This is a genomic window from Streptomonospora salina, from assembly GCF_014204715.1.
GTDB classification, from domain to species: domain Bacteria; phylum Actinomycetota; class Actinomycetes; order Streptosporangiales; family Streptosporangiaceae; genus Streptomonospora; species Streptomonospora salina.
This window is the reverse complement of record NZ_JACHLY010000001.1, coordinates 3,236,639-3,261,432: the sequence shown is the minus strand read 5'-3', so window position 1 is coordinate 3,261,432 and position 24,794 is coordinate 3,236,639. Positions and strand designations below refer to the sequence as shown.

At 71.3% G+C, this 24,794-nt stretch carries 24 protein-coding genes; 5 read left to right on the top strand and 19 right to left on the bottom strand.

Annotated elements, in window-relative coordinates; genetic code table 11:
* Positions 1-169: 169 nt before the first annotated feature.
* Complete coding sequence (gene groL, locus HNR25_RS14920; RefSeq protein WP_017542288.1) at positions 170-1,780, bottom strand: chaperonin GroEL; 1,611 nt, start codon at positions 1,778-1,780, stop codon at positions 170-172.
* Between the two features lie 101 nt (positions 1,781-1,881).
* The gene (groES, locus tag HNR25_RS14915; RefSeq protein ID WP_017542289.1) at positions 1,882-2,193 is read right to left on the bottom strand and encodes a co-chaperone GroES; all 312 of its coding nucleotides are present in this window, start codon (positions 2,191-2,193) and stop codon (positions 1,882-1,884) included.
* Between the two features lie 192 nt (positions 2,194-2,385).
* Between groES and HNR25_RS14910 the strand changes: the two genes are divergently transcribed.
* The 4 genes from HNR25_RS14910 (at position 2,386) to HNR25_RS14895 (ending at position 7,411) form a co-directional block, all read left to right on the top strand.
* Positions 2,386-3,657, top strand: coding sequence for a class I SAM-dependent methyltransferase (locus tag HNR25_RS14910; protein ID WP_312862551.1), 1,272 nt, complete (start codon positions 2,386-2,388; stop codon positions 3,655-3,657).
* A gap of 395 nt (positions 3,658-4,052) precedes the next feature.
* Positions 4,053-6,410: an apolipoprotein A-IV repeat region-like domain-containing protein gene (locus HNR25_RS14905; protein ID WP_184635984.1), complete on the top strand. Its 2,358-nt coding sequence runs from the start codon at positions 4,053-4,055 to the stop codon at positions 6,408-6,410.
* A 176-nt stretch (positions 6,411-6,586) separates the two neighbouring features.
* Complete coding sequence (locus HNR25_RS14900; protein ID WP_017542293.1) at positions 6,587-7,165, top strand: Uma2 family endonuclease; 579 nt, start codon at positions 6,587-6,589, stop codon at positions 7,163-7,165.
* Positions 7,166-7,234: 69 nt separating this feature from the next.
* A complete protein-coding gene (locus HNR25_RS14895) occupies positions 7,235-7,411 on the top strand; it encodes a hypothetical protein (protein ID WP_017542294.1) in 177 nt (58 codons plus the stop codon).
* Positions 7,412-7,552: 141 nt separating this feature from the next.
* Here the strand turns inward: HNR25_RS14895 and tsaD are convergent, their stop codons facing one another.
* The 17 genes from tsaD to ectA all read right to left on the bottom strand — a co-directional run bounded on the left by tsaD (position 7,553) and on the right by ectA (position 23,756).
* A complete protein-coding gene (gene tsaD, locus HNR25_RS14890; RefSeq protein ID WP_017542295.1) occupies positions 7,553-8,593 on the bottom strand; it encodes a tRNA (adenosine(37)-N6)-threonylcarbamoyltransferase complex transferase subunit TsaD in 1,041 nt (346 codons plus the stop codon).
* Positions 8,593-9,177: a ribosomal protein S18-alanine N-acetyltransferase gene (gene rimI / locus HNR25_RS14885; protein ID WP_017542296.1), complete on the bottom strand. Its 585-nt coding sequence runs from the start codon at positions 9,175-9,177 to the stop codon at positions 8,593-8,595. The genes tsaD and rimI overlap by 1 nt, the downstream gene beginning before the upstream one ends.
* Positions 9,162-9,839: a tRNA (adenosine(37)-N6)-threonylcarbamoyltransferase complex dimerization subunit type 1 TsaB gene (gene tsaB, locus HNR25_RS14880; RefSeq protein ID WP_184635980.1), complete on the bottom strand. Its 678-nt coding sequence runs from the start codon at positions 9,837-9,839 to the stop codon at positions 9,162-9,164. Before tsaB ends, rimI begins: the two co-directional genes overlap by 16 nt.
* An 11-nt stretch (positions 9,840-9,850) precedes the next feature.
* Positions 9,851-10,390 carry a tRNA (adenosine(37)-N6)-threonylcarbamoyltransferase complex ATPase subunit type 1 TsaE gene (tsaE, locus tag HNR25_RS14875; protein ID WP_017542298.1) on the bottom strand — a complete coding sequence of 180 codons (540 nt, stop codon included), beginning with the start codon at positions 10,388-10,390 and terminating at the stop codon, positions 9,851-9,853.
* 126 nt (positions 10,391-10,516) lie between these two features.
* Positions 10,517-11,641 carry an alanine racemase gene (alr, locus tag HNR25_RS14870; RefSeq protein ID WP_184639329.1) on the bottom strand — a complete coding sequence of 375 codons (1,125 nt, stop codon included), beginning with the start codon at positions 11,639-11,641 and terminating at the stop codon, positions 10,517-10,519.
* Positions 11,642-11,806: 165 nt separating this feature from the next.
* Positions 11,807-12,244, bottom strand: coding sequence for an SRPBCC family protein (locus HNR25_RS14865; protein WP_026128859.1), 438 nt, complete (start codon positions 12,242-12,244; stop codon positions 11,807-11,809).
* A gap of 18 nt (positions 12,245-12,262) precedes the next feature.
* On the bottom strand, positions 12,263-13,246 hold the full coding sequence (locus HNR25_RS14860) for an NUDIX hydrolase (protein WP_184635979.1): 984 nt from the start codon (positions 13,244-13,246) through the stop codon (positions 12,263-12,265).
* Positions 13,243-15,336 (bottom strand): RNA degradosome polyphosphate kinase, encoded by a 2,094-nt coding sequence (locus tag HNR25_RS14855; RefSeq protein ID WP_017542302.1) that lies wholly within the window; start codon positions 15,334-15,336, stop codon positions 13,243-13,245. Before HNR25_RS14855 ends, HNR25_RS14860 begins: the two co-directional genes overlap by 4 nt.
* Before the next feature lie 170 nt (positions 15,337-15,506).
* Positions 15,507-16,184, bottom strand: coding sequence for a GOLPH3/VPS74 family protein (locus tag HNR25_RS14850; RefSeq protein ID WP_184635977.1), 678 nt, complete (start codon positions 16,182-16,184; stop codon positions 15,507-15,509).
* Positions 16,185-16,290: 106 nt separating this feature from the next.
* Positions 16,291-17,205 (bottom strand): CPBP family intramembrane glutamic endopeptidase, encoded by a 915-nt coding sequence (locus HNR25_RS14845; RefSeq protein WP_152498506.1) that lies wholly within the window; start codon positions 17,203-17,205, stop codon positions 16,291-16,293.
* Positions 17,206-17,425: 220 nt separating this feature from the next.
* Positions 17,426-18,253 (bottom strand): ectoine/hydroxyectoine ABC transporter ATP-binding protein EhuA, encoded by an 828-nt coding sequence (ehuA, locus tag HNR25_RS14840; protein ID WP_184635975.1) that lies wholly within the window; start codon positions 18,251-18,253, stop codon positions 17,426-17,428.
* Positions 18,240-18,878, bottom strand: a complete 639-nt coding sequence (gene ehuD / locus HNR25_RS14835; protein WP_017542306.1) for an ectoine/hydroxyectoine ABC transporter permease subunit EhuD — start codon at positions 18,876-18,878, stop codon at positions 18,240-18,242. The genes ehuA and ehuD overlap by 14 nt, the downstream gene beginning before the upstream one ends.
* Complete coding sequence (gene ehuC / locus HNR25_RS14830) at positions 18,875-19,600, bottom strand: ectoine/hydroxyectoine ABC transporter permease subunit EhuC (protein ID WP_017542307.1); 726 nt, start codon at positions 19,598-19,600, stop codon at positions 18,875-18,877. Before ehuC ends, ehuD begins: the two co-directional genes overlap by 4 nt.
* 13 nt (positions 19,601-19,613) lie before the next feature.
* On the bottom strand, positions 19,614-20,537 hold the full coding sequence (gene ehuB, locus HNR25_RS14825; protein ID WP_184635973.1) for an ectoine/hydroxyectoine ABC transporter substrate-binding protein EhuB: 924 nt from the start codon (positions 20,535-20,537) through the stop codon (positions 19,614-19,616).
* Positions 20,538-21,251: 714 nt separating this feature from the next.
* Complete coding sequence (locus HNR25_RS14820) at positions 21,252-21,662, bottom strand: ectoine synthase (RefSeq protein WP_017542308.1); 411 nt, start codon at positions 21,660-21,662, stop codon at positions 21,252-21,254.
* Positions 21,663-21,783: 121 nt separating this feature from the next.
* Positions 21,784-23,049, bottom strand: a complete 1,266-nt coding sequence (gene ectB, locus HNR25_RS14815) for a diaminobutyrate--2-oxoglutarate transaminase (protein WP_184635971.1) — start codon at positions 23,047-23,049, stop codon at positions 21,784-21,786.
* Between the two features lie 92 nt (positions 23,050-23,141).
* Entirely contained in the window at positions 23,142-23,756 is a 615-nt protein-coding gene (ectA, locus tag HNR25_RS14810; RefSeq protein ID WP_017542311.1) for a diaminobutyrate acetyltransferase, read from the bottom strand.
* 737 nt (positions 23,757-24,493) lie between these two features.
* Here ectA and HNR25_RS14805 point away from each other — a divergent pair.
* Positions 24,494-24,760 (top strand): WhiB family transcriptional regulator, encoded by a 267-nt coding sequence (locus HNR25_RS14805; protein ID WP_017542312.1) that lies wholly within the window; start codon positions 24,494-24,496, stop codon positions 24,758-24,760.
* Positions 24,761-24,794: the final 34 nt, after the last annotated feature.

Genomic DNA, 24,794 nt, shown 5'->3' with positions numbered 1-24,794 from the left:
CCGCAAAACCGGCACACATCGCGTGCTGTGTCCGGTCCCTCGATGATAGTGAACGGCCCCGCGCCCGCGCGATGCGCGGACACGGGGCCGGTGCCGACCGGGGCCGCCGACGCCGGCGGCCGCCCGGTGCGACCGATGCTCCTCGGACGGGTCGGACCGTCGGGCCGACTCAGTGGCCGTGGCCGTGGCCCTGGCCCTCGTCCTCCTCTTCCTCGGGCTTCTCGACGACCAGCGCCTCGGTGGTCAGCAGCATGCCCGCGATCGAAGCGGCGTTCTGCACCGCGGAGCGGGTGACCTTGACCGGGTCGATGACGCCGGCGGCCATCAGGTCGCCGTAGGAGTCGGTGGCGGCGTTGTAGCCCTGCCCCACCGGCATCTCGCTGATGCGGTAGGTGACCACGTAGCCTTCGGCGCCGCCGTTCTCGGCGATCCAGCGGGCCGGCTCCGGCAGGGACTGGCGCAGGATCTTCACGCCCGTCGCCTCGTCGCCGGTCAGGCCCAGGTCGTCCAGCTCCGCGGCAGCGTGCACCAGCGCCGAACCGCCGCCGGCGACGATGCCCTCCTCGATCGCGGCGCGGGTGGCCGAGATCGCGTCCTCCAGGCGGTGCTTCTTCTCCTTGAGCTCCACCTCGGTGGCTGCACCGACACGCAGCACGGAGACGCCGCCGGCCAGCTTGGCCAGGCGCTCCTGCAGCTTCTCGCGGTCCCAGTCGGAGTCGCTGTTCTCGATCTCCTTGCGGATCTGGTGGACCCGCTCCTCGACCTCGCCCTGCTCGCCGTTGCCGTCGACGATGGTGGTGTCGTCCTTGGTGACGGTGATGCGGCGGGCGCTGCCCAGAACGTCCAGCTCGGCGTTCTCCAGGCTCAGGCCGACCTCTTCGGCGATGACCTGGCCGCCGGTCAGGGTGGCGATGTCCTGGAGCATGGCCTTGCGGCGCTCGCCGAAGCCGGGCGCCTTGACCGCGGCGACGTTGAGGGCGCCGCGGATCTTGTTGAGGACCATCGCGCCCAGGGCGTCGCCCTCGATGTCCTCGGCGATGATCAGCAGCGGCTTCTTGGTCTGGACGACCTTCTCCAGCAGCGGCAGGATCTCGTTGAGGCTGGAGATCTTGCCCTGGTTGATCAGGATGAGGGCGTCGTCCAGGACGACTTCCTGGCGCTCCTGGTCGGTGACGAAGTAGGGCGAGACGTAGCCCTTGTCGAACTGCATGCCCTCAGTGAAGTCGAGGTCCAGGCCCATGGTGGGGGCCTCCTCGACCGTGATGACGCCGTCCTTGCCGACCTTGTCGAACGCCTCGGCGATCATGTCGCCGATCTGGCTGTCCTGGGCGGAGTTGGTGGCGACGTAGGCGATGTCGTCGCGCTCGCCGATCTCGCGGGCCCGCTCGACGAGGACGTCGGCGACCTTCTTGGCGGCGGCGTCGATGCCCTTCTTCATGGACATCGGCGAAGCGCCCGCGGCCACGCTCCGCAGGCCCTCGCGGACCAGCGCCTGAGCGAGCACGGTGGCGGTGGTGGTGCCGTCGCCGGCCGCGTCGTTGGTCTTGGTGGCGACCTCCTTGACCAGCTGGGCACCCAGGTCCTCGTACGGGTCCTCCAGCTCGACCTCGCGAGCGACGGTCACGCCGTCGTTCGTGATGGTGGGCGCGCCGAACTTCTTGTCGATGACGACGTTGCGGCCGCGCGGGCCCAGCGTGACCTTCACGGAGTCCGCGAGGCGATCGACACCGCGTTCAAGGGAGCGCCGGGCGTCGTCCTCGAATTCCAGGATCTTGGGCATGGTGAGCTTCCTCTATCCGTACACCTACGGCGGGTAAGAAAAACCGCCCCGCCCGGCAGGGTGCCGGCCGGGGCGGGAAGGATTCGTCGAGTGACGAGGTCTTACTTCTCGACGACCGCGAGCAGGTCGCGGGCGGAGAGGACGAGGAACTCCTCGTTGTCGTACTTGACCTCGGTGCCGCCGTACTTGCTGTACAGCACGACGTCGCCGACGTTCACGTCGAGCGGGATGCGCTTGTCGCCCTCGTCGTCCCAGCGGCCGGGGCCCACAGCGAGGACCTCGCCCTCCTGGGGCTTCTCCTTGGCGGTGTCGGGGATGACCAGGCCGGAGGCCGTGGTCTGCTCGGCTTCGAGGGTCTTGACGACGACGCGGTCCTCAAGCGGCTTGAGCACAGTCTTGGTGGCGGTCGACACGGTTGTGACCTCCCCCTTCGGGTTCGATGATACGAAACGGCATGCTTGGCGAAGGGCGACCACGGCGGCCTGCCGTCGCGGGTGCCAGACCGGCCTCGTCGCAATTAGCACTCTACCTTCGGGAGTGCCAGTATGGAACATTAGCCGGGCCCATTGGGCGCGTCAAACAACTGGTCACGGGGGAACATCGTGGTGTCCAGCGGGCAAACCGCACCCGATCCGAGGTCGGCGTTCGCGGCCCTTCTCACCAGCGCCGGAAGCCGCGTACTCGCCGCAGCCGAAACCGCTCCTGCCGACCCGCTGAAGGCGGCCACGGTCCTGCGGACCGAGTCCGAGCGGGCGCTGGCCGAGTCCGCCGGCGAAGACGGAGCTCCCGGCGTCGCCCCCGCCGACCTGGCCGGCGCGGCGCTGACCCAGGCCCGGCTGCGCGCGCGGGCGCGCGTGAAATTCGGCACCCGCGCCGAGCGCATGTTCTTCACCGAGCCGGGCCTGGAGCAGGCCACACGCATGTCCGTGGCCGACTACCGCGCCCGCCGGCTGGCCGCGGCGCTGGGCGCCGGAGCCCGCGTCGCCGACCTGGGCTGCGGTGTCGGCTCCGACGCGATCGCCGCCGCCGACGCCGGCCTGGAGGTGGAGGCGGTCGACTCCGACCCGCTGACCGTCGCCGTCGCCGCGGCCAACGCCGAACGGCTCGGCCTGGACGGTCGGATGCGCGTACGCGAAGGCGACGCCGCGGAGGTCGACCCCGGCGGCTACGACGCCGTCTTCTGCGACCCCGCCCGCCGGACCGCACGCGGCAGGGTCTTCGATCCCGACGCCTACGCGCCGACCTGGGACACGGTCATGGACCTCGCCGCGCGTGCGCCGGCCTCGTGCGTCAAAGCCGCGCCGGGCATCCCGCACGAGCGCATCCCCGCGGGGGCCGCCGCCGAGTGGATCTCGGTGGACGGCGACCTCAAGGAGACCGCGCTGTGGCAGGGCCTGGGCGACGGGCCGGCGCGGCGCGCCACGCTGCTGCGCAGCGACGGGTCGCCGCCGGCGACCCTGGCCGCCGGGCCCGGCGGCGGGCCCGCACCGACGGGTCCGCCTGCGCGCTACCTCTACGAGCCCGACAACGCCGTGGTGCGGGCCCACCTGGTGGCGGAGGCCGCAGAACCGGTGGAGGGCCGCCTGCTCGATCCCGCCATCGCCTACATCACCTCCGACCGGCTCGTCGCGACGCCGTTCTGCCGCGCCTTCGAAGTCCACGAGGCCATGCCGTTCTCACTGAAGCGGCTGCGGTCGTCGTTGCGCCGCGCGGGAGCGGGAACGGTAACGATTAAGAAACGCGGCTCCGCGGTGGATGTCGACAAACTCCTCCGCGACCTCAAACCGAGCGGCCCGGAATCGGCAGTGGTCGTCCTCACGCGCGTCGGCGACCGCCCTCTGTGCCTCGTGTGCTCCGAGGTCACGGCGTCTCCGTAGACGTATCGCGCAGATGCCACAAAACGGAATCCCCGCCACACGCGTGACTACGACCACGATCAGTACTAACGTGACGCAGCAGACCGGCTATGGCGATTCACGTCCAATCCCCTCATCTTCGCCAGTCACGCGCGGCGAACAAGGCTCATGTCGTTAAACTGATCCCCGCTGAATCCCTTCTCCCCGTCCTGGATTCGACCGGCGACGCAGCACGGTTGTCGGCGGCCGTCGATCGCCTCGCTCCCACCGCGACCACGGTTGTCACCGCGCGTGCCCATCGGCCCCCCGAACGTGACAGCGCACCCGGCCCCGGCGCCGCGTCGGCCGAGCCCAGGAGCACACCGCCCATCCACGGCCGAATCGGGTGGGGGCGCCAGATCTTAAGGAGCACCTCGGTGGAACAGACCAACCACAACTTCCTCAACGGGGGAGGTCAGACCGGGATCTCCGACCGCATGCGGGACCTCCTCTCCCGGGCCGCGCAGGACCAGGTCTCCGAGCAGAAGTCCCAGGGTGCGGTCAACGAGGAGATGCGCCAGCGCCTGGAAGGCATGGAGTGGCTGCTGCGCGAGTTCCGCGAACGCGAGTTCGCCACGCTCGCGGAGTCGGTCTCCGCCGTCCAGACCCGGGTCGACGAGATCTCCGCACGCCCGCCGGAGTGGGCCGAGACCCTCGCCGAGCACATCGCCCTGGTCGGTGAGCGCGTCAAGCCGCTGGCGGAGATGTCGGCGCTGCGGTCCGACATCCGCACCATCACCGGCCACCTCGACACCACCCTGACCCGGTTGCAGGAGCTGGCCGAGTCCGGCGAGCAGGCCTCCGGCAAGATCGACGCGCTCACCGACCGCGTCGAGAAGCTCGCCTCCTCGACCGAGGCCCGGTTCGGGCGCATCGACGAGGCCGTGGAGGGCCTGACCGCCGACTCCCGGGAGCTGCGGGACTCCCTAGCGGCGCTGACCGAGCGCGTGGAGGCCCAGCACGACACCGCCATGGGCACCGCCGCCGAGAACCGCGAGGCCGTCACCACGGCCCTCACCGAAAGCCGCGAGGCGCTGTCGGCCGCTATCGAGCAGGGCCGCACCTCCGTCGAACAAACCCTGGCCGAAAGCCGCGAGGCGCTGTCCACCGCCGTCGAACAGGGCCGCACCTCCGTCGAACAAACCCTGGCCGAAAGCCGCGAGGCGCTGTCCACCGCCGTCGAACAGGGCCGCACCTCCGTCGAACAAACCGTGACCGAAAGCCGCGAGCACCTGGCGACCGCCGTCGGCGAGAGCCGCGACACCCTCGACGCCTCCCTGCGCGAGCAGCACACGCAGCTCGGGGACAAGCTCGACACGACCGCCGAGGAACTGCGCGGGGCCACCGAGCAGAGCCGCGACGCCGTCACCGGAGCGGTCTCCGAAGGCATCGAGCTTCTCGACACGCAGTCCCGCGAGCGCCACACGGCCCTCACCGAAGGCATCGAGCGGATCTCCACCACGGCCGACCAGAACCACACCGCCCTCACCGAGGGCATCGAGCGGATCTCCACGACCGCCGACGAGAACCACACCGCCCTCACCGAAGGCATCGAGCGGCTCGACGGGCGCACCGCCGAGAACCACACCGAGGTCACCGCGCAGCTCACCGAGAGCGTCGCCCGGCTGAGCAGCCAGGCCGAGGAGAACCACATCGAGGCCGCCGCCGCGGTCGCCGACGCCAACAGCGCCGTCGCCAAGCTCGCCGAATCCACCGACGAACGCCTCGGCGACCTGCGCACCCACGTCCGCGACCGGCTCGCCGAACTGCACGAGCAGCTGGAGCTGCACCGCTCCGAGCTGCGCGAGCGCGACGACCGGCAGCGCACCGAACTCGCCGGCAAGCTCGACGAGACCGCCGAGGGCCTGCGCGCCAAGACCGAGGAGGACCTGGCCGCCACCACCGCCGCGCTGGCCGAGCTGCGCAGCACGGTCGAGGAGCGCACGACCGAGCTGAGCACGTCCGTCGACGCCCGTATCGGCGAGCTGCGCGAAGCCGTCGACGAGCGCATCGAGGCGCTGCGTGTCCAGGGCGACGAGCGCCACGGCACCCTCGCCACGGCCGTGGAGGAGCAGCGCACCGCCGTCGACGCCCGCCTGGACCAGGCGCGCGAGGAGCTGACCGCCAAGGTCGACCGCCACCTTGAGGCGGTCGACAGCCGGCTGGAGAAGGGCGTGGGCCGCCTCACCGACCGCTTCGACACCTTCGAGGGGCACTTCGACGGCAGCTTCGAGGGCGTCGAAGGAAAGATCGACGGGGTCAGCGGGCGCCTCGACGGGCTCGAAGGCCGCGTCACGGGAGTCGAGGGCCAGTTCGAGGGCGTCAACGGCCACATCGGCGGAGTCGACGGCCGCCTGGAGGCCGTGGACGACCGCCTCGAAGCCCTCAACCAGCGCCTGGCCCAGCTTCCGGCCACCCTGGAGTTCAGCGAGGTGCACCGCCGCCTCACCGAACTGCTCGACCGGCCGGTCATCGACCCCACCGAGAAGCTGGACGGCCTCGACAGTCGCCTCAAGGAGGGCATCGACCCGCTGCTGCGCGAGGTCCAAGCCCGGCCGGACCGCCACGAGTTCGACGAGGCGATCACCGAGGCCGTCGAAACCTCCCACGACGACATCACCAAGCGCCTGGCCGCCCTGGAGGAGACCATGCTCGCCCTCGCCGAGGCGCTCCTGCGCCCCGGCAGCGACGGCAAGAAGAAGCGCCGCCACGAGGACGACGAAGACGACGACTAGCCGACCGCCGCAGCCGCCGGAGCGGGCACCGGTGCGGGGGTGGAAGCCGTACGGTTTTCACTCCCGCCCGGCCCCGCCCGGCCCCGCTCCACCGCGGACACCCGCCGGACCTCGACGACGCCCGCCGCTGCGGAACCGGGTACAGCTACCATGGAGTCCGACGCTGAGGAGTGCGCATGCTGATGAGGCTTCCCGGACACAGAACCCACGGCGGAGAACTGCGGCGCTATGTCGAGGAAGACCTCCGGGTGAAAGGCTTCCGTGTCGAAATCATCAAGGGCAAGATCGTGATGTCCCCTACGCCGTCGTTCAAACACGGCGGCATCGTCCGGCGTATCGAACGCCAGGTTGCGCTGCAACTCGATGACGCCCGCGTAGCCCATCAGATGTTCTCCGTCGCGGCGCTCGACGACGAGGACGACTACAGCACTCCCGATCTCGTCGTCGTGCCGAGCGCCGTCGAGGACGAACCGGGGTGGCTACTCGATCCGGACGTCGTCGAACTCGTCGTCGAGGTCGCTTCTCCCAGCAACGCCGCTATCGACTTCACCGACAAGCTGGAGTCCTACGCCCAGTGGCGCATTCCGATCTACCTGCTGATCGACCCCCGCAAGGGGGACCTTTTCGTCTACTCCGACCCCGTCGAGGACCGTTACCGCACCACACACGCCGCGCGGTTCGGCGAATCGGTGGAGCTGCCCACCCCGCTCGCGGGCGTGCGCATCGACAGCTCGGGCTTGCGCACCTATACCTGACTCGGCGTACGCCGCACCGCACGCGGCGCCGCGTGCTCGGCGCTGCCACCGACGGCCGGGAAGGTGACCATGAGCGTCGTAACCGCACTCGCCTGCTGGGAACTGGTTCTGGGCGTATGTGCGACGGGCTGGATGGTCGGGCATGCGCGCAGCGGCCGCGATCCGGCCCGGCAGCCCGGTTTCCGGCCCCTCGTGGCGGCTATCGCCGTGAGCAGCGCGGCGTTGGTCATCGCGCTCGTGAGCTGAGCGCCCGGGGCGGGGCGGTTCCGGTTCCGCCCGGCAGTCGCGCCCGCCCGGCAGTCGCGCCGGCCCGGGAGGCGGCCGGCGCCCCGCACACCGATCACTACAGGCCACCCGAACCGAACGCGAAGCGTCGGCGCGCCCCGGTTACGCCGCCAACGGGCGGTCCACCGGAAGGGACGTGTCGGTGGCCAGTTTCAGGCTCGACGGGGGCAGGTCGGCGGCGACGACCTCCGCCCCCAGAGCGGCGATCATGGCGCCGTTGTCGGTGCACAGCCGCGGCCGCGGAACGCGCAGCACGACGCCCGCCTCCGCGCAGCGCTCCTGGGCCAAGGTCCGCAGGCGCGAATTGGCGGCCACGCCCCCGCTGATCACCAGGTGCTCCACGCCGTACTCCAGGCACGCGTCGACCGCCTTGCGCGTGAGCACGTCGACCACCGCCTCCTGGAACCCGGCCGCGATGTCGGCTACCGGCAGGTCGCGCCCGTCGCGGGCGCTGTCCTCGACCCAGCGGGCGACGGCGGTCTTGAGCCCGGAGAACGAGAAGTCGTAGGTGCCGTCCCCCCATTTTCCGCGCGGGAAGCGGATGGCCCGCGGGCTGCCCTCGCGTGCGGCCGTGTCGACGGGCGGACCGCCGGGGTAAGGCAGCCCCAGCAGCCGCGCCACCTTGTCGTAGGCCTCGCCCGCAGCGTCGTCGACGGTGTCGCCGAGCTGCTGCACGCCGGTGGCCAGATCGCGCACCAGCAGCAGCGACGTGTGCCCGCCCGAGACCAGCAGGGCGATGGCGGGTTTGGGCAGCGGGCCGTGCTCCAGCTGGTCCACGGCGACGTGTCCGACCAGGTGGTTGACGCCGTAGAGCGGTTTGCCCAGCGCCATCGAGTAGGCCTTGGCCGCCGAGACGCCCACCAGGAGCGCACCGGCCAGACCCGGCCCGGCGGTGACCGCGAGCGCGTCGACGTCGGAGAGCTCGGCGCCGGCCTTGTCCAGGGCGCGGTGCAGGGTCGGGGTCATGGCTTCCAGGTGCGCCCGGCTGGCGACCTCGGGCACCACCCCGCCGAAGCGGGCGTGCTGGTCGACACTGGAGGCGACCTCGTCGCTGAGCAGTTCGCAGCCGCGCACCAGCCCGACCCCGGTCTCGTCGCACGAGGTCTCGATCCCCAGGACCAGGGGAAGATCTGCCGCACTCATCACGCGTTCTCCTCGTCATCTCCGGCCGGCTCGGCCGAATCCCCGAACTCCAGGGCCTCTCCCTGCTCGCCGCCCCGCGTTCCCGCGATCGCCGCGGCCGGCGCGGAGCAGCGCATCGCGATCGCGTCGGCGCCGTCCCGGTAGTAGCCGCGCTTGATGCCGACGTCGGCGAAACCGAATCTGCGGTAGAGCTCCCGCGCCCGGGGGTTGTCCGAGCGGACTTCCAGGTCCACCTCGTCGACGGCACGCGAGTAGGCCTCGGTGAGCATGCGGACCACCAAAGCGGACGCGACACCGCGGCCCCACCAGGCCCGGTCGACGGCGACGGTCTGCACGTTGCCGAACGGCGCGGCCGCGCGCAGGCCCCCGTAGGCCACGACCGGCCCTTCGCCCTCGCCGCCGCCGTCGCCGCCGCTGCGGACGGCCACGAAGTAGTGCCGGGTGGGCTCGCCCAGCTCGGCGGACATCATGTCCTCGCTCCAGGCGTCGTCGGGGAACATGGAGCGCTCCAGTTCCATCACGGCCGGAAGGTCGAAGTCGGTCATGGGGCGGATGCTGAAGCCGCGGTTCACGTCGCCTGCCACTGGCGCACCTTCTTCGGCGCGCTCGGCTCGGCGGCGTCCGGGCGGCGCAGGTAGAGCGGTCGGGGTTCGTCGAGCTCCGCGCCCGCCGCCAGCCGGCGCAGCGCGACCTCGCCCAGCGCCGCGGCGGTGGGGTACAGCGGGTCGGGTCTGGCGGCCTGGGGGCCGAGCACGTCGGCGTAGAGGCGGGCGCCGTGTCCGATCAGCGGCAGCCCTCCGGTGTCGGCGGCCGGCGGGCGGTCGACCGCGATCTCACCGGTGCGGGTGTGCGCGTCGGCGTAGCGCGCCCAGAAGATCTCTTTGCGGCGGGCGTCGGTGGCGGCGACGAAGGGCTCCTCGCGGCCCGACGCGGAAGCGATCGCGTCCAGCGTGGCGACACCGTGGCAGGCGATGCCCAGAGCCTCGGCCAGGGCGTGGGCGGTGGCCAGGCCCACACGCAGACCGGTGTAGGGGCCGGGACCGATCCCCACGGCGATGTGGGTGAGGTCGGCGGGTGCGGCACCGGCCCGCGCCAGGACGTCGCCGATCTGCGGGCTGAGCAGTTCGCCGTGGCGGCGGGCGTCCACGGTGGATGCGGCGGCGCGTACGCGCACACCGTCGTCGCCGGCTTCGCAGACGGCGCTGGTTACGGCCGGGGTCGCGGTGTCGAATGCCAGAAGGAGCACGGTCGTCCAGCCTATTCCGCGTCCGGGGCGAGGTGGGACCAGCGCGCGCCGTTGCCGGTCAGTGTGACGCGGCGGGTGTCGTCGGGGTGGCGGGCGATGGTGATCTCCAACCGTTCGTCGGTGAGGTGCTCGGCGATGCCTTCGCCCCATTCGACGGCGACCACCGACGCGTCCATCTCCGTGTCGAGGTCGAGGTCGTCGAGCTCCTCGACGCCGCCGAGACGGTAGGCGTCGGCGTGCACGAGCGCGGGGCCACCGGTCTCGGACGGGTGCACGCGCGCGATGACGAAGGTCGGCGACGTCACGGGGCCGCGCACGCCCATGCCTTCGCCGATGCCCTGGGTCAGGGTGGTCTTGCCGGCGCCCAGCGGCCCGCTGAGGACCAGCAGGTCGCCGGCGCGCAGCAGGGCGGCGATGCGGCGGCCGAGCGCACGCATCTGCGCGTCGGTCTCGGCGGTGACGAACACGGGGGCCGCGCGGGTGCCCGGCGCGGTGCCGGAGCCGGGTTCGGTACCGGCGGGCGGTTCGGCGGCTCGGGTCGTTTCGCTCATAGGCTCGCTCGCAGCGCTGTCTCGATCGGATGCGGCGGTGGGTCCGTCCGCACGAACCAGGGTAGACGGACCCCGCTACCGGCTCGGACGCCTGCACAGGCGACGACCGCGAGGGCCGCCCGGTGTTCAGCCGGCGCCGTCGTAGACGCGCGGGACGCGCGGCGAGATGCGGGTGACGATCTCGTAGGGGATGGTCCCCAGCGCCTCGGCCCATTCCCGGGCGGTGGGTTCGCCCGCGTCGCCGGGGCCGAACAGTACCGCCTCGGCGTCGGGGCCGAGAGTGTCGTCGCCGAGGTCGACCATGAACTGGTCCATGCACACGGTGCCGGCGATGGTGCGGCGCCGCCCGCCCACCTGGACCGGGCCGGTGTTGGTGGCGTTGCGGGGCACGCCGTCGCCGTAGCCGAGGGGGATCAGCGCGAGGCCGGTCGCGCGGTCGGTGGTGTAGCGGTGCCCGTAGGAGACCCCGCTGTCCGCCGGTACCCGCTTGACCAGAGCGACCGCGGAACGCAGCGTCATGGCCGGGCGCAGGCCGGTGTCGTCCGGCCCGGGGATGGGGTTCAGCCCGTAGCTCGCGATCCCCGGACGCACCAGGTCGAAGCGGGTCTCGGGCAGGGTGAGGGTGGCAGCGGAGTTGGCCAGATGGCGCACCTCCGGGTCCAGGCCGGCTTTGTCGGCGATCTCCAGCGCCTCGTGGAAGGCGGAGATCTGGGCGGCGATGGACGGGTGCCCGGGCTCGTCGGCGCAGGCGAAGTGCGAGAACAGCCCGGTCACGCGGATCAGACCGGCGGCTTCGGCACGCGCGGCGGCGGCGACGGTGCCGGGCCACTGATCGGGGGTCAAGCCGCCGCGGTTGAGCCCGGTGTCGGCCTTGAGGTGCACGCGCGCGCGGCGCCCGGTCTCGCGGGCCGCGCCGGCGATGTCGTCGATCAGGGCCGGTGTGCTGACGCCCAGGTCGATGTCGGCGGCCACCGCCCGGGCCAACGGCGCGTGCGGCGGCAGGATCCAGGCGACGACGGGACAGGTGACGCCGGCGCCCCGCAGCTCCAGCGCCTCTTCGATGAAGGCGGTACCCAGCCACTCGGCGCCTCCGGCCAGCAGGGCGCGGGCGGCGGGAATCATGCCGTGGCCGTAGCCGTCGGCCTTGACCACGCCCATGACCGCGGCTGGAGAGGCGCGCCGCGCGAGCGCGGCCGTGTTCTCGCTGATCGCGCCCAGGTCGACGCGGGCTTCAGCGAACGAGGAAGGCATGGCAGGCATGACATCAAGTCTGGCACGGCCGTGGAGGCGGTGCGGCGAGCATCGGTGCAGCGTGCCGCGGCGGCCCGGCCCTGCCGCCCCACGGTGCGGGGGTGCCGCGCCCCGTCCGGGCGAGCCGCCCCGGCAGGGCCGCGCCGTGCCCTCGGCGGTGCCCTGCTACGGAGTGCCCTCCTCGGCCAGCCGTTTGAGCCGGGGCAGCGTCCGTTCGATGCCGCGGGCGTTGCGAGCCGGGTAGCCGATCAGGATGTAGACCGGTGCCAGCCGCGTGTAGTCGAACGTCTCGGTGACCCGGGTGGTGCCGTCCTCCTGCGGCTCCAGCTGCCAGCGCCAGATGTGCGGGCCTATGTGGCTCCAGGCGATCAGCCGGTTCTCCTCGTACTCCACGACCCGGTTGGCGGTGCTGTAGGGCAGGCCCATGTGCATGTCCATGCCGAAGCGCGAGCCCGGGCCGAGCAGCCCGGCGCCGCCGCGGGCCTGCTGGACCGTGCCAGAGCCGTCGAACTCGTGGTGGCGGCGCGGGTCGGCGACGATGCGGAAGATCCGCTCGGCGGGGGCGTCGATCACCACACTGCGCGATACCTGATGCTTAGCCATGTCCGCATCCTTTCAGTCCTATCGGAGGCCGCCGGGCCGGGGGCCGTGGCGCTCCATCGCCGCCAGGCTCCCGTCGGAGCGGGACAGGTGCAGCACCCAGAAGGAGCCTTTCCGCAGGGAAAGCTGCTGCGGGGCGGGCGCGCCCAGCCGGTCCAGCGCCGCGCGCAGCAGCACGGAGACCAGCTCGCCGTGCGTGCACACCGCGGTGGGCACGCCGTCGTCGAGCAGCGCGGTCACGGCCGCCCGCGCCGCTTCGGCGTCGGCCGCGGCGGCCCCGTCCCCGGCGGTGCGGGCGGTGACGGCCCGGTCGGTACGGATCGGGGCGCCGATGGCCTCCGCGTAGGGGGTGACGGTCTCGACGCAGCTCACCGCCGCGGAGGCGACCACCCGGGGGGTGCCGAAGGCAGGCAGCAGGCGGGCCAGCGCGTCGGCGTCGCCGCGCCCGGCCGCGTCCAGCGGGCGCAGCAGGTCGTCGCCGTCCCGGCCGGTCTTGGACTCGGCCGGGGCGTGGCGCAGCAGGATCAGCGGGACGGTTTCGGCGGGCCCGGCGGCGAAGGCGTCCAGCACTCCCGCGTCGCTGCCGTAGGTGAGGCGGCGGCGCGCCCGGTCCACCGGCAGCCACTCCAGCTCGTCGACTTCGTCGCCGGGCTCCGATCCGGACTCGCCGCCGACGGCGGCGGCCCACCAGTCGACCCGCTTGGGCCAGCCGTCCTTCGGGTAGCGCTGCGGAGGCAGGCGGCGGCCGAGCACGGGGGCCAGGCCGGTCTCTTCGGCGGTCTCGCGCACGGCGGCGCCGATCAGGTGCTCGCTCTTCTTGACCTTGCCTTTGGGCAGGGTCCAGTCGGCGCGGGCGGGCCGGTGCACCAGCGCGACCTCCGGATCGGCGGGGGCGCCGCGCCACAGCACGGTGCCGGCGGCGCGGATGGGTTCCAGGAACCCGCCCGGCGCCGTCTCGCGCGCCCGGTCGCCGGCGGTGTCGGGGGTGCGGGGACGGTCGGTCATCGACGGCCCGCATGCGGCTGTTCGCCGCGCAATGCGCTCTGGAGCTCCACCAGCCGCCGGCCCTCGTCGCCGCGGGCCGCCCGGTGCCAGCCGCCGTCGGGACCCATCCGCCACGACGCCGTGGTGTCGGCCATGGCCAGGTCCATGAGCTCCACCAGGCGGGTGCGCTGGGCGGGGTCTTCGACCCTGACCAGCGCCTCGACCCGCCGGTCCAGGTTGCGCGGCATGAGGTCGGCGCTGCCTATCCACACCTGCGGGCTGCCTCCGTTCTCGAAGACGAAGATCCGGGAGTGCTCCAGGAACCGTCCGAGGATACTGCGGACCCGGACGGTTTCGGAGACGCCCTCCAGGCCGGGGCGCAGAACGCAGCTGCCGCGGACCCACAGGTCGACGGGGACGCCCGCGCGCGAGGCCCGGTAGAGGGCGTCGACGATCTCTTCGTCGACCAGGGAGTTGACTTTGATGCGGATGCGGGCGGGCTCGCCGCGCGCGTGGGCCGCCACCTCCCGGTCGATGCGCCGCGTCAGGCCTTCGCGGAGCCCGGAGGGCGCCACCAGCAGCCGCCGGTAGGCGGATTTCCGGGAGAAGCCGGTGAGGCGGTTGAACAGGTCGCTGAGGTCGTCGCCGACTTCGGGGGCGGCGCTGAACAGCCCGAAGTCCTCGTATACGCGGGCGGTTCCGGGGTTGTAGTTGCCCGTCCCGACGTGGCAGTAGCGGCGTAGGACGCCGTCCGCGTCGCGGCGCACGACCAGGGCGAGCTTGCAGTGGGTCTTGAGCCCGACGACGCCGTAGACGACGTGGCATCCGGCCTCTTCGAGCTTGCGGGCCCACAGGATGTTGTTGTGCTCGTCGAAGCGCGCCTTGATCTCGACCAGGACCACGACTTCTTTTCCGGCGCGGGCGGCTTCGATGAGCGACTCCACGATCGGGGAGTCGCCGCTGGTGCGGTAGAGGGTCTGTTTGATCGCGACGACGTCGGGGTCGGCGGCGGCCAGGGCGAGGAACCGTTCGGTGGTGGTGGTGAAGGACTCGTAGGGGTGGTGGACCAGCAGTTCCCCGCTGCCGACCGCGTCGAAGAAGCCGTCCTGGGCCAGGGCGTCGGGTTCTGCGGGCGCCACCGGCGAGAAGCGCAGGTCCGGGCGGGGAAGGTCGGCGATCTGGTCGAGCCCGGCGAGGCTGAGGGGACCGGGCACGCGGTAGATCTCGCGCTCTTCCGCGCCCAGTTCGCGGCGCAGGATGTCCAGGACGTCGTCGGAGACGGTCTCTTCGGCCTCCAGCCGCACGAGCGGGCCGAACCGGCGCCGCCGCAGCTCGTTCTCCAGCGACTGGACGAGGTCGTCGGTTTCGTCCTCGTCGAGTTCCAGGTCGGCGTTGCGGGTGACGCGGAAGGCGTGGTGCTCCAGCACCTGCATACCTTCGAACAGTACCGGCAGGTGCGCGGCGACGACGTCCTCGGTGGGCACGAAGCGGTCGTCGCCCAGGTCGGCGAACCGGGGCATGGCCGAGGGCATTTTGACGCGGGCGAACATGGTCCGCCCGGTCTGCGGGTCGCGGACGGTGACGGCCAGGTTGAGCGAGCGGCCGGAGATGTAGGGGAACGGGTGGGCGGGGTCGACGGCGAAGGGGGTGAGCAGGGGGTAGATCGAGCCGTGGAAGAGCGAGCGCATGCGTTCGCGCTCGTCGGCGTCGAGGTCGTCCCAGCGCACGATGCGGATTCCGGCGTCGGCGAGGGCGGGGGCGACCGATTCGTGCAGGCAGCGTGCCTGGCGCAGCATCAGTTCGCGTGCGACGTCGGAGATGCTGCGGAGCAGGTCGTCGGGGTGGTGGCGGGTGGCGGAGGTGACGGCGACGCCGGTGGCCAGCCGCCGTTTGAGTCCGGCGACGCGCACCATGAAGAACTCGTCGAGGTTGGCGGAGAAGATGGAGAGGTAGCGGACGCGTTCCAGCAGCGGTATGTCGGCGTCTTCGGCGAGCTCCAGGACCCGCTGGTTGAACCGCAGCCAGCCCGTTTCGCGGTCGAGGAAGCGATCGGCGGGGAGGTCGGCGGAAGGTTCGGCGCTTCGTCCCTTTTCAACCGGTTCAGCAGTCACCGGGGCAGACTCTCCCATCGGGCTGAACGCCGGTGGACGCCGCGGTTTCCGCGCGATGACACCGGTGAGTGCCCGCGCCGCTGCGGCATCCGCAGGCGGAGTCGCCGGAGCCGGGACCGGCCGGTCGGGACGCGGCCCGGCCGGTCCCGACCTCCGGGGAACCGGCCGCCTCAGCCGCCGCCGTCGCCCGCGCCTCCGGCGGCGACGGCAGCAGCGACCACCGCGGTCTCGATCGACTGGATCACCTCGCGCACCGCCCGCCCGATCTCGTCGCGGTCGGTGACCGCCGTGATCCGCTTGCGCCGATCGCCGCGGGGGATGTCGCCGAAGAGCTTGCCGTCCAGCTGCGCGGCTCCGACGAGCGCGAGTAGTGCCGCCGACCGCGGGTCGGGCGCGTCGTGGCCGAGCAGCACCGAGCGCAGCGCCCACACCGCCCGGTCCCGCTCCGGCTGCTGGGGCCGGTACGTGTCGGTGACGAAGATCCACAGCGCACGGCCCGGCTCGTGGTCCAACACGCCGAACGAGACAGCGCGGCCCCGGAGGCGCTCGCGCAGCTGCCGGCGGTTCAACCGCTGGACCCACCATTTGACCTTGCGGGGGCGCGGTTCGGCCGCGATCCGGTCGACCACGCCGTCGACGTCGGGGTCCCCGGTGCGGGCGGCGCCGGTCGTGCGCAGGTGCCCGCCGCCGTCGAGCGCGATCCTGCCGGCGAGGACGGCCTCGGCGATCACCGCCCCGGCCAGCCCGCACTGCAGGCGGTTGACGTCGGTGCAGGCGCGTCCGGTATCGGGCCGGTAGGCGAGCAGCAGAAGGTCGTCGGTGAGGATGCGCGGGGTCGTCGGGTCCATGCTGTCCCATCCGGTCCTACGGCACTGGTCCCGCGATTGTCCCAGCGCGCCGGCACCGGGCCCAGGGCGGTGAGCGGCCGCCCGCGGCCACGCCGGATCCGCCCGGCTAGACGAGCTGCAGTGCGGGCGCGACCCGCAGCAGAAGGACGCCGCTGCGCAGCAGGATGTTCAGCCAGATGTTGCGGTAGGCCGCCCACAGGTAGCCCTGCAGCACCCCGACTCCGGCGTAGAACACGATGGCGTGCGGGATGCCGAATTCCAGCTGCTGCGCCTGGCGCGAGAAGTCGCCGAGCTCCGACAGGTAGACGCTGGTCGCGGTGAACAGCGCCGCCCCGGCCAGTATGCCGGTCCAGCGGCCGAGGACCTGCTCCAGCCGCGTCTGCACCAGGGCGCGGAAGAAGATCTCCTCGGGCACGGCGACGGCGGCCACCACGGCCAGGACCGCGGCGAGCAGGACGACCGGGGAGGGCGCCGGAGCGGGGTTGATCGCCAGCGCCGCCAACACGAGGACCGCGGCTGCGGGGACGGCGCCCATCCAGCGCCAGCGCTCGGTCACGCTCATGGCGATCGACGGCATCACGGTGGAGTATCCCGAGATGGTGAATCCGCCGAGGTCCACGACGACCAGCGGCAGCACGAACAGCATCAGGATGCGGACGGGAGGCATCATGACCTCCCAGCTCACACCGGGAAAGAAGAGCCCCGCGAAGTAGGAGATCCCCGGTGTCGCGACGAGGAACACGACCAGGAGCGCGAGCAGCCAGACCACCTCGTTGGGCACCGAGTGCCCTTCGAGGGCGGTGCGGACCCGTTCGTCGAGCCGTTTGCGCTCGCGGTGGTCGGTCAGCACCGCGATGAGCGCCACTCCCGCCGCGGTCGGTACCAGCAGAGCCCCGTGGGCCACCGCCGCCGGCCCGGTCACGGGCATCGGCACGAGCGGGTTCAGCACGAGCGCGGTCGCCAGGGCCGCCACCGCCGCTGCGGCGCCCCATCTCCACAAGCGTCCGAATGACTTCGCCACCGGCCTCCCCCCAGTTCAGGACCTCAGTCTCTCCTGTCTGAGGGGAAAGGCGACGCAATGGAAACGGTATGTCGTTACTCTCCGCTTTTTTACTTTCCGCTGAGGAAAGCGACCTCCGCGGTGCTCCCGGCCCGCGAAGGCGCGGCGCGGACGCAGGCACCGGATCCCCGGCACCCGGCTCACCGCTCGCTCGGAGCCGGGTGCCGCTCCGGACCCGGCCTCAGCCGTTCTCGAGTACGGCCTTGAGGAACGATCTGGTCCGCTCCTCCTCCGGCGCGCCGAACATGCGCTCGGGCGGTCCCTCTTCGGCCACCTGGCCCTCGTCGAACATCAGCACGCGGTGCGAGACGTCGCGGGCGAAGCTCATCTCGTGGGTCACGCACAGCATGGTGATATCGGTGGTCTGGGCGATGTCGCGCAGCACGTCCAGCACACCGGCCACCAGCTCGGGATCCAGCGCCGAGGTGACCTCGTCCAGCAGCAGGATCCGGGGCCGCATCGCCAGCGCGCGGGCGATCGCCACGCGCTGCTGCTGCCCGCCGGAGAGCCGGGTGGGGTGCTGGTCGATCTTGTCACCGAGCCCCACGAGCTCCAGCAGCTCCTCGGCGCGCCCGTTCGCCTCGTCCTTGGCCACGCCCAGGCTGTGCACGGGGCCCTCGGTGACGTTCTTGCGCACGCTCATGTTCGGGAAGAGGTTGAACTGCTGGAACACCATCCCGATGCTCGTGCGCGCGCGCCGCAGGTGCGCCTCGTTGGCCTTGACGAGCTTGCCGCCGCGGTGCATGTGCGACAGGGGCTCGCCGTTGACGTGGATGACGCCGCCGTCGATCGGCTCCAGCGTCATCAGCAGCCGCAGGATCGTGGTCTTGCCCGACCCGCTGGGCCCGATGAGCGTGACGCGTTCGCCCGGCGCGACGGAGAAGTCCAGCTCGTCGAGCACGACGTTGCTGCCGTAGCGCTTGACGACCTTGTCGAACCGGACGATCTCCCCGCCGGCGGGCTCGTGCGCGCCGGCGGCCTCCGGACTCGGGCTCTCAGACTGCTGCATAACGGCGCTCCAGACGTCGGATGATGACCGCGGAGGGCACGCTCACGGCCAGGAAGAACAGGCCCGCCAGGGTGTAGGCCTCCATGCTGCGGAAAGCCTCGGTGCCGATCGCCTTGGCCACGAACATCATCTCGCCCACGGTGATGGCGAACAGGTAGGGCGTGTCCTTGAACATCGAGATGAGGTAGTTGCCCAGGGGCGGGATGACCTTGCGGATCGCCTGGGGCATCACCACGGCGCCCCACACCCGCAGCGGCGGCAGGCTCAGCGCGCGGCAGGCCTCCCACTGGCCCTTGGCGACGCCCTCGATCCCCGACCGGTAGACCTCGGCGGTGTAGGCCGCGTAGTGCACGCCCAGCACGGTGATACCGATGGTCAGCGGCGTGACGGCCGGCGGCGCCAGTGCGAACACGAACAGCAGTTGCACCAGCACCGGCGTGGTCCGGATGAACTCGAAGACCACGAAGACCACCGGGCCGATGTAGTCCATGCGCCGCAGGATGGCGACGACCAGACCCAGGACCAGAGCGACGGCGTAGCCGATAACGGTGGCCTGCACGGTGACGGCCAGGCCTTCCAGCAGCCGGGGGATGATGCTGATCGCGAACTCGGTGTCCCAGTTCACTCGGCCGTCCCCACTTTCGTTCCGGGTGTCGGCGGACGCAGCAGGTCCAGCAGCGAGCCGCGCGCCGGCGCCCTGCCCAGCCGCCGGTTGGCGCGGCGCTCCAGCGTCCGCATGCCCACGATCAGCAGTTGGGCGATGACGAAGTACATGACCAGGGCGCTGCCGTACGACAGGATCGTCTCGCTGGAGCTGGCACGCATCCGCCCGGCGACGTCGGTGAGGTCGGCGACGTTGATCAGCGACACGATCGCCGAGGCCTTCATCAGCTCGATGACCAGGTTGCCGAAGGTGGGCAGCATCTGCGCCCAAGCCTGGGGCAGCAGCACCGACCGCATGCGCCGCAGCCACGACATGTTCAGCGCGATCGTGGCCTCGGTCTGGGCCGCGGGCACCGCGTTGATCGCCGCGCGCACCACCTCGGCGCCGTACGCGCCCACGTTCAGCCCCAGTGCCAGGACGCCGACGAACATCGGGGACAGCTCATACGGCGTGATCTGCGGGATCGCGTAGGCGAACCAGAACAGCAGCACCAGGGCCGCGACTCCGCGGAACGCCTCGGTGTAGACCGTGGCCGCGGCGCGCGCCACGGGGTTGCGCAGCGTGCCGAGGATGCCGACCGCCATCGCCAGGACGAACGCCAGCGCCGATCCCAGCACGGTTATCAGGAGTGTGATCAGGGCCCCGTCCAGATAGACGGGGAATCTGTTGAGGAAGAAATCCACCGGGGATCCTCGTCTAGCCGTTGTCCGCCGAGCAGAGCTCCTCGGTGGTCAGGTCCCCGGGCTGGGCCGTCTCGTCGAAGCCGAACTCCTGACCGATCTCCAGCAGCCGGCCGCTCTCCTTGAAGTCGGCCAGAACCGTGTTGAACTCGTCCAGAAAGTCCTGGTTCTCCTTGCGGAAGGCGAACCCGCCGGCCGGCGAGACCTCCTCGCCGTCGACGACCGGGGTGAAGCCCTCGGTCACCTCGTAGCCGTCCTGCATGCCGCGCTGGTCCATCTGGTAGTTGAGGGAGAACGTGCTCAACCCGACGGCGTCCACACGGCCGTTCTCCAGCAGGTCGAGCATCTGCACGGCGTTGTCGCCCAGGGTCATCTGGTCCTCGGCGACCCCGGCGCCCTCGGCGTAGTCCTTCTCGACCGAGGCGTTGAGCACCGCGATGGTGACGTCGGGGTTGTCGGCCACCGAGTGGTAGGTCTCCAGGCCCAGCGGGTTGCCCTTCTCCACCATGAACGCTTCGAGCACCTTGTAGTCGGGCTCGGCGAAGGCGACCTCCTCGCAGCGGTCGGGCGTGATGTACATGCCGGCGGCGACGATGTCGAAGCGGCCGGCCTTCAGACCGGGGATGAGGGCGTCCCAACTGACCGCCTCGGCCTCGATCCCGTCGATGCCCATCTCGGCGGCGATCGCGCGCAGGAGCTCGGGGGCCTCGCCGGTGACCTCTCCGTTGTCGTCGATGAAGCCGAACGGCGGCTCGTTGTTGATCGCGGCCTTGATCGAACCCTTCTCGCGCAGGCTCTCCAGCAGGCTCTGCCCCTCGGAGGGATCGGTACGGGAGCACGCGGCCAGCCCTGGCCCTGCGGCCAGCGCGGCGGCGGTGACGCCGCCGGCGCGGAGGACGTCGCGGCGGCCGAGGCGAACCAGGGGACTGCTGTCGCTCATTGCTTATCTCCTCGTCGCGAAACTAAGGGGGTCGACGAACAACGCGGCGCTCCCTTCCGCGCGGGGAAGGAGCGCCGTGCGGTGGTACGGACATGCGTGGCCCTGAGGCCGAACCCGAGCGTGTCAGGAGACGGGCCGCCTCAGTACCCCCGGTCACGCGGGGCGCCCGGCACCAACCGGCGCCTGCGGACTCATTGCCCATCTTCCGTCCCTGCTAACGGAGGCGGAATAGCACGTTATGCACTGGTTATCCCGGTGCATGACCGAGACCGGCCCCGTAACGATCGGGCCACGAACAGTCGTGCTTCGCGGCGTTGCGGCGGGGTCGCCGGGCTGTTCCAGCCGCATGTCGTCGCGGTCGCCCGGACGTGCGGGCGCGGCCGTTCAACGGCGGGCGGCGCCGCTACACGTGCCGTCGACGCAGGACACGGGGCCCGGTGCGCTCCCGGCCCGATCATCGGCGCACCGTTGCGCTCGTCGCCGCCGTCCAGCGGCGGGAAGGCGCGCACGGCGCGCGTTCGCGGCGCGGTCGTCCGCATCCGGGAACGGGCGGGCCGGAGGAAGCGCGATCCCGGAGGCGCCGGCCCACCCGGCCCGTGGAGGCGAGCGGCACCCGCGGCCGGGGCGCTGCCGTTCGATGCAGCGGGGGCGGCCCGCAGCGCGGACCGCCCCCGGCAGGCGGGGCGCGGCACCGGCCGACCGCCCCGCACGGGTCTACTTCGCCGCGGCCTCCTGGCCGTCCTCGGTCAGCAGGGGGTACACACCGTTCTCGTCGTGCACCTCGCGGCCCGTCACCGGCGGATTGAACACGCACAGCACCCGGAAGTCGGTCTTGGGCCGCACCGTGTGGTGCTCGTGGCCGTCGAGGAGGTACAGCGTGCCCGGCGTGACCAGGTGGGTTTCACCGGTCTCGTCGTCGGTGATCTCCGCCTCGCCCTCGATGCAATGGACCAGCTCGATGTGGTTGGCGTACCACATGCTGGTTTCCGTGCCCGCGTAGAGCACGGTCTCGTGGAACGAGAACCCGACTTTGTCCTTGGCCAGGACGATTCGGCGGCTGCGCCAGGTCTCGGTGCGGATGTCGGCGTCGGTGCCGTCGACATCGCTCATGCTGCGCACGATCAAAGTGCCTACTCCTCTTGCTTGCTCCGAACAACCGCAGAGGCGGGGGCCGAACCGGTCGGCCCCCGTCCACCTCCACGGCCAATTGTGGGGCCGCCGAAGCCCCTGTGCCCAGTGGTTCCGCTTACGCCGCCTGGGGAGTCTTCATCGCGGCGCGGGCCGCGTCGGCGATGATCGCCAGCCCTTCTTCGAGTTCCTGCTCGGTGGTCGTCAGCGCGGGCAGCAGCTTGGCCACCTCGTCCTCGGGACCGGAGGTCTCCACCAAGAGGCCGCGCTCGAAGGCCTCGCGGCTGAGCACGTTGGCCGCGTCCGGGCGCTCCAGCACCAGTCCGCGGGCCATGCCGCGGCCGCGCACATGGGCTTCGTCCGGGCCCAGCTCGTCGGCGACGGCCTGCAGGCGGCGGTCCATCAGCTCGCCCTTGGCCAAGGTCTCCTTCTGGAAGGCGTCGTCGCTCCAGTAGGTCCGAATAGCGGCGGCGCCGGTCACGAAGCCCGGGTTGGGACCGCGGAAGGTGCCGTTGTGCTCGCCCGGCTCCCACACGTCCAGTTCGCGCTTGAACAGCGTGAGCGCCATCGGCAGGCCGTAGCCGCTGATGGACTTGGACAGGGTGACGATGTCGGGCGTGACGCCGGCGTGCTCGAAGCTGAAGAACGGGCCGGTGCGACCGCAGCCCATCTGGATGTCGTCGACGATGAACAGCATGTCGTACTCGTGGCAGACCTCCTGGAGGCCGCGCAGCCACTCGGCGCTTGCGACGTTGATGCCGCCCTCGCCCTGCACCGTCTCGACGATGACCGCCGCGGGCGCGTCCAGGCCGCTGCCGCTGTCCTCCAGCATGCTGCGGAACCACAGGAAGTCGGGCGTCTGACCGTCCATGTACTTGTCGAAGGGCATGGTGGTCGAGTGGCTCAGCGGAACGCCGGCCCCGCTGCGCTTCATGGAGTTGCCGGTGACCGCCAGGGCGCCCAGGGTCATGCCGTGGAACCCGTTGGTGAAGCTGATCACGGTCTCGCGCCCGGTGTATTTGCGGGCGAGCTTGAGGGCCGCTTCGACGGCGTTGTTGCCAGCGGGGCCGGGGAACTGGACCTTGTAGTCGAGTCCGCGCGGATCGAGGATCTTCTCGCCGAACGTCGACAGGAAGTCGCGTTTGGCGCTGGAGTACGCGTCGAGGCTGTGCACGATCGCGTCGCTCATCAGGTAGTCGATGAGTTTGGATTTCAGTTCCGGGTTGTTGTGCCCGTAGTTGAGGGAGCCCGCACCCGCGAAGAAGTCGAGGTAGGGACGCCCCGATTCGTCGTAGACGTAGCTGCCCCGCGCCTCGTTGAAGACGACCGGCCAGCTACGGCAGTAGCTGCGGACTTCGGATTCGAGGCGTTCGAAGATCTCCATTGTGAGTTCCTTGAGTCCTTTCCCCATCGTGGGCTCACCGTGTGTGTGGCGCGTGGGGGTCGGGGTTGTTCAGCTCTGGTGTGAGTGGGCTGTCAGATATCGGCGGACGTGCTGCGGTCGGCGCCCGGACGGCCCAGCGGGCCGATCCGGACGAGGTCCTCGGGTTCGTGGCCCTCGCCGTCGTCAGCCGGGAAGTGCTCGCTTCCGAACAGCGGGCTCCACACCGCCGTGCATTCCCTGGACCGGGCAAAGGATTCGAACAACGCGCGGGATGCGGCGTTGTCCGGTGTCACCGTGGCCTCCAGGTAGGTAAGCCCGAGTTCGGCGATCCGGTCGCCGATGTGGTCGAGCATGCGCCGTGCCAGCCGGCGTCCGCGGAAGCCGGGGTCCACGCCCACCTGCCACAGGAAGTACGTTTCAGGATAGGCGGGACGGACGAATCCGGTAACGAAACCGCGCGGATTGTGCTCGCTGTCACGTGCGATGACGCTGGTCGCGGCGAAGTCCCGGCTCCACAGCGTGTAGGCGTAGGGCGAGTTCATGTCGAGCCCGGAATCGCGGGCCAACCGCCACAGGTCGGGGCCGTCGGCGACGGTCGGCTCTTGCAGGAGCAGGCCGTCGGAAGCCGCCGGGCCGCCGACTACAGCGGGCTGATCCCCGGGGTCGGACACGGCGCTGGTCTCGTCATCGCTCTGTTCGTCAGGCACGTCGATGGAACATAGCGAACGTTTCTGAGCAGCGTTTCCAGCTTCCGAACGGCGTATGTTTCAGCACTGTTTCAGCGGGTATGGCCTGTCTATTTGGTCCCGGTCGTCACTTTGCGTCGCCGTCGGGGGCGTCGATACGCGCACCGGGGAAGTACCGCTCACGCCATGCTCACCAGGGGGTTCGGACCGCCGTCCGGGAGCACCGGCGGAGGGGGTCGGTGCTGCGCGCCAGAGGCGATTGTGCCTGCTCTCGGGCGAACGCAGGGGGACGCACAGCGAATTTTACGAGTGCATTAAGTCACACGGATTCGGGTGAATCCTCGCGACATTGCCGCTCCGGCGAACCCGCCGGCGGCGAACGGCAGCGACCCCCGCGCTCGCGGGGTTTCCCGCCTCGCCGGCCCCGCCCGTCCCGCAGAGGCGCCGATGCGGGCGATCCGGCGGTGTGCGGACGGGAGGCGCCGCGATCGGCGGGGTAGCGGGCGCGGCGGACGCGCAGCACCCTCCGCGCTCTCCGCGGACCGCGGGAATCGGCACCGGAAGCGCCCGCGGACTTGAAGCGGAGCGAAGAATTTTGGCAGGCTTTTCGTAGTACGACCATCCGTAGTACTACGATGGGTCGCATCGCAATGGGGCGACGGCCACCGCCGCTCCGTGCTGCGACCAGACACGTCCTCCGCGCGGCACCCGGCCGACACGCTCCCGCGCGGGGACCGGCCAGGGAACGGAGGCTCCTGGTGAACCGCCTTTACCACGAAAGCGAAGACTGGGTCGCCCAAGGCGCATGCCGCCAGTACGACCCCGAACTCTTCTTCCCCGTCAGCACGACAGGCCCCGGGCAGAACGACGCCGACCTCGCCAAGGCCATCTGCCGCACCTGCCGCGTCCGGGCCGAGTGCCTGAACTGGGCGCTGAGCGTCGGCGAGCCGCACGGAGTCTGGGGAGGCACCACACCGGAGGACCGCCGCTACATGCGCCGCGAGCCGCTGCCGATGGCTTCCTGACGGCCCGCCCTCCCCTCGTCCCGGCTCTGCGGAA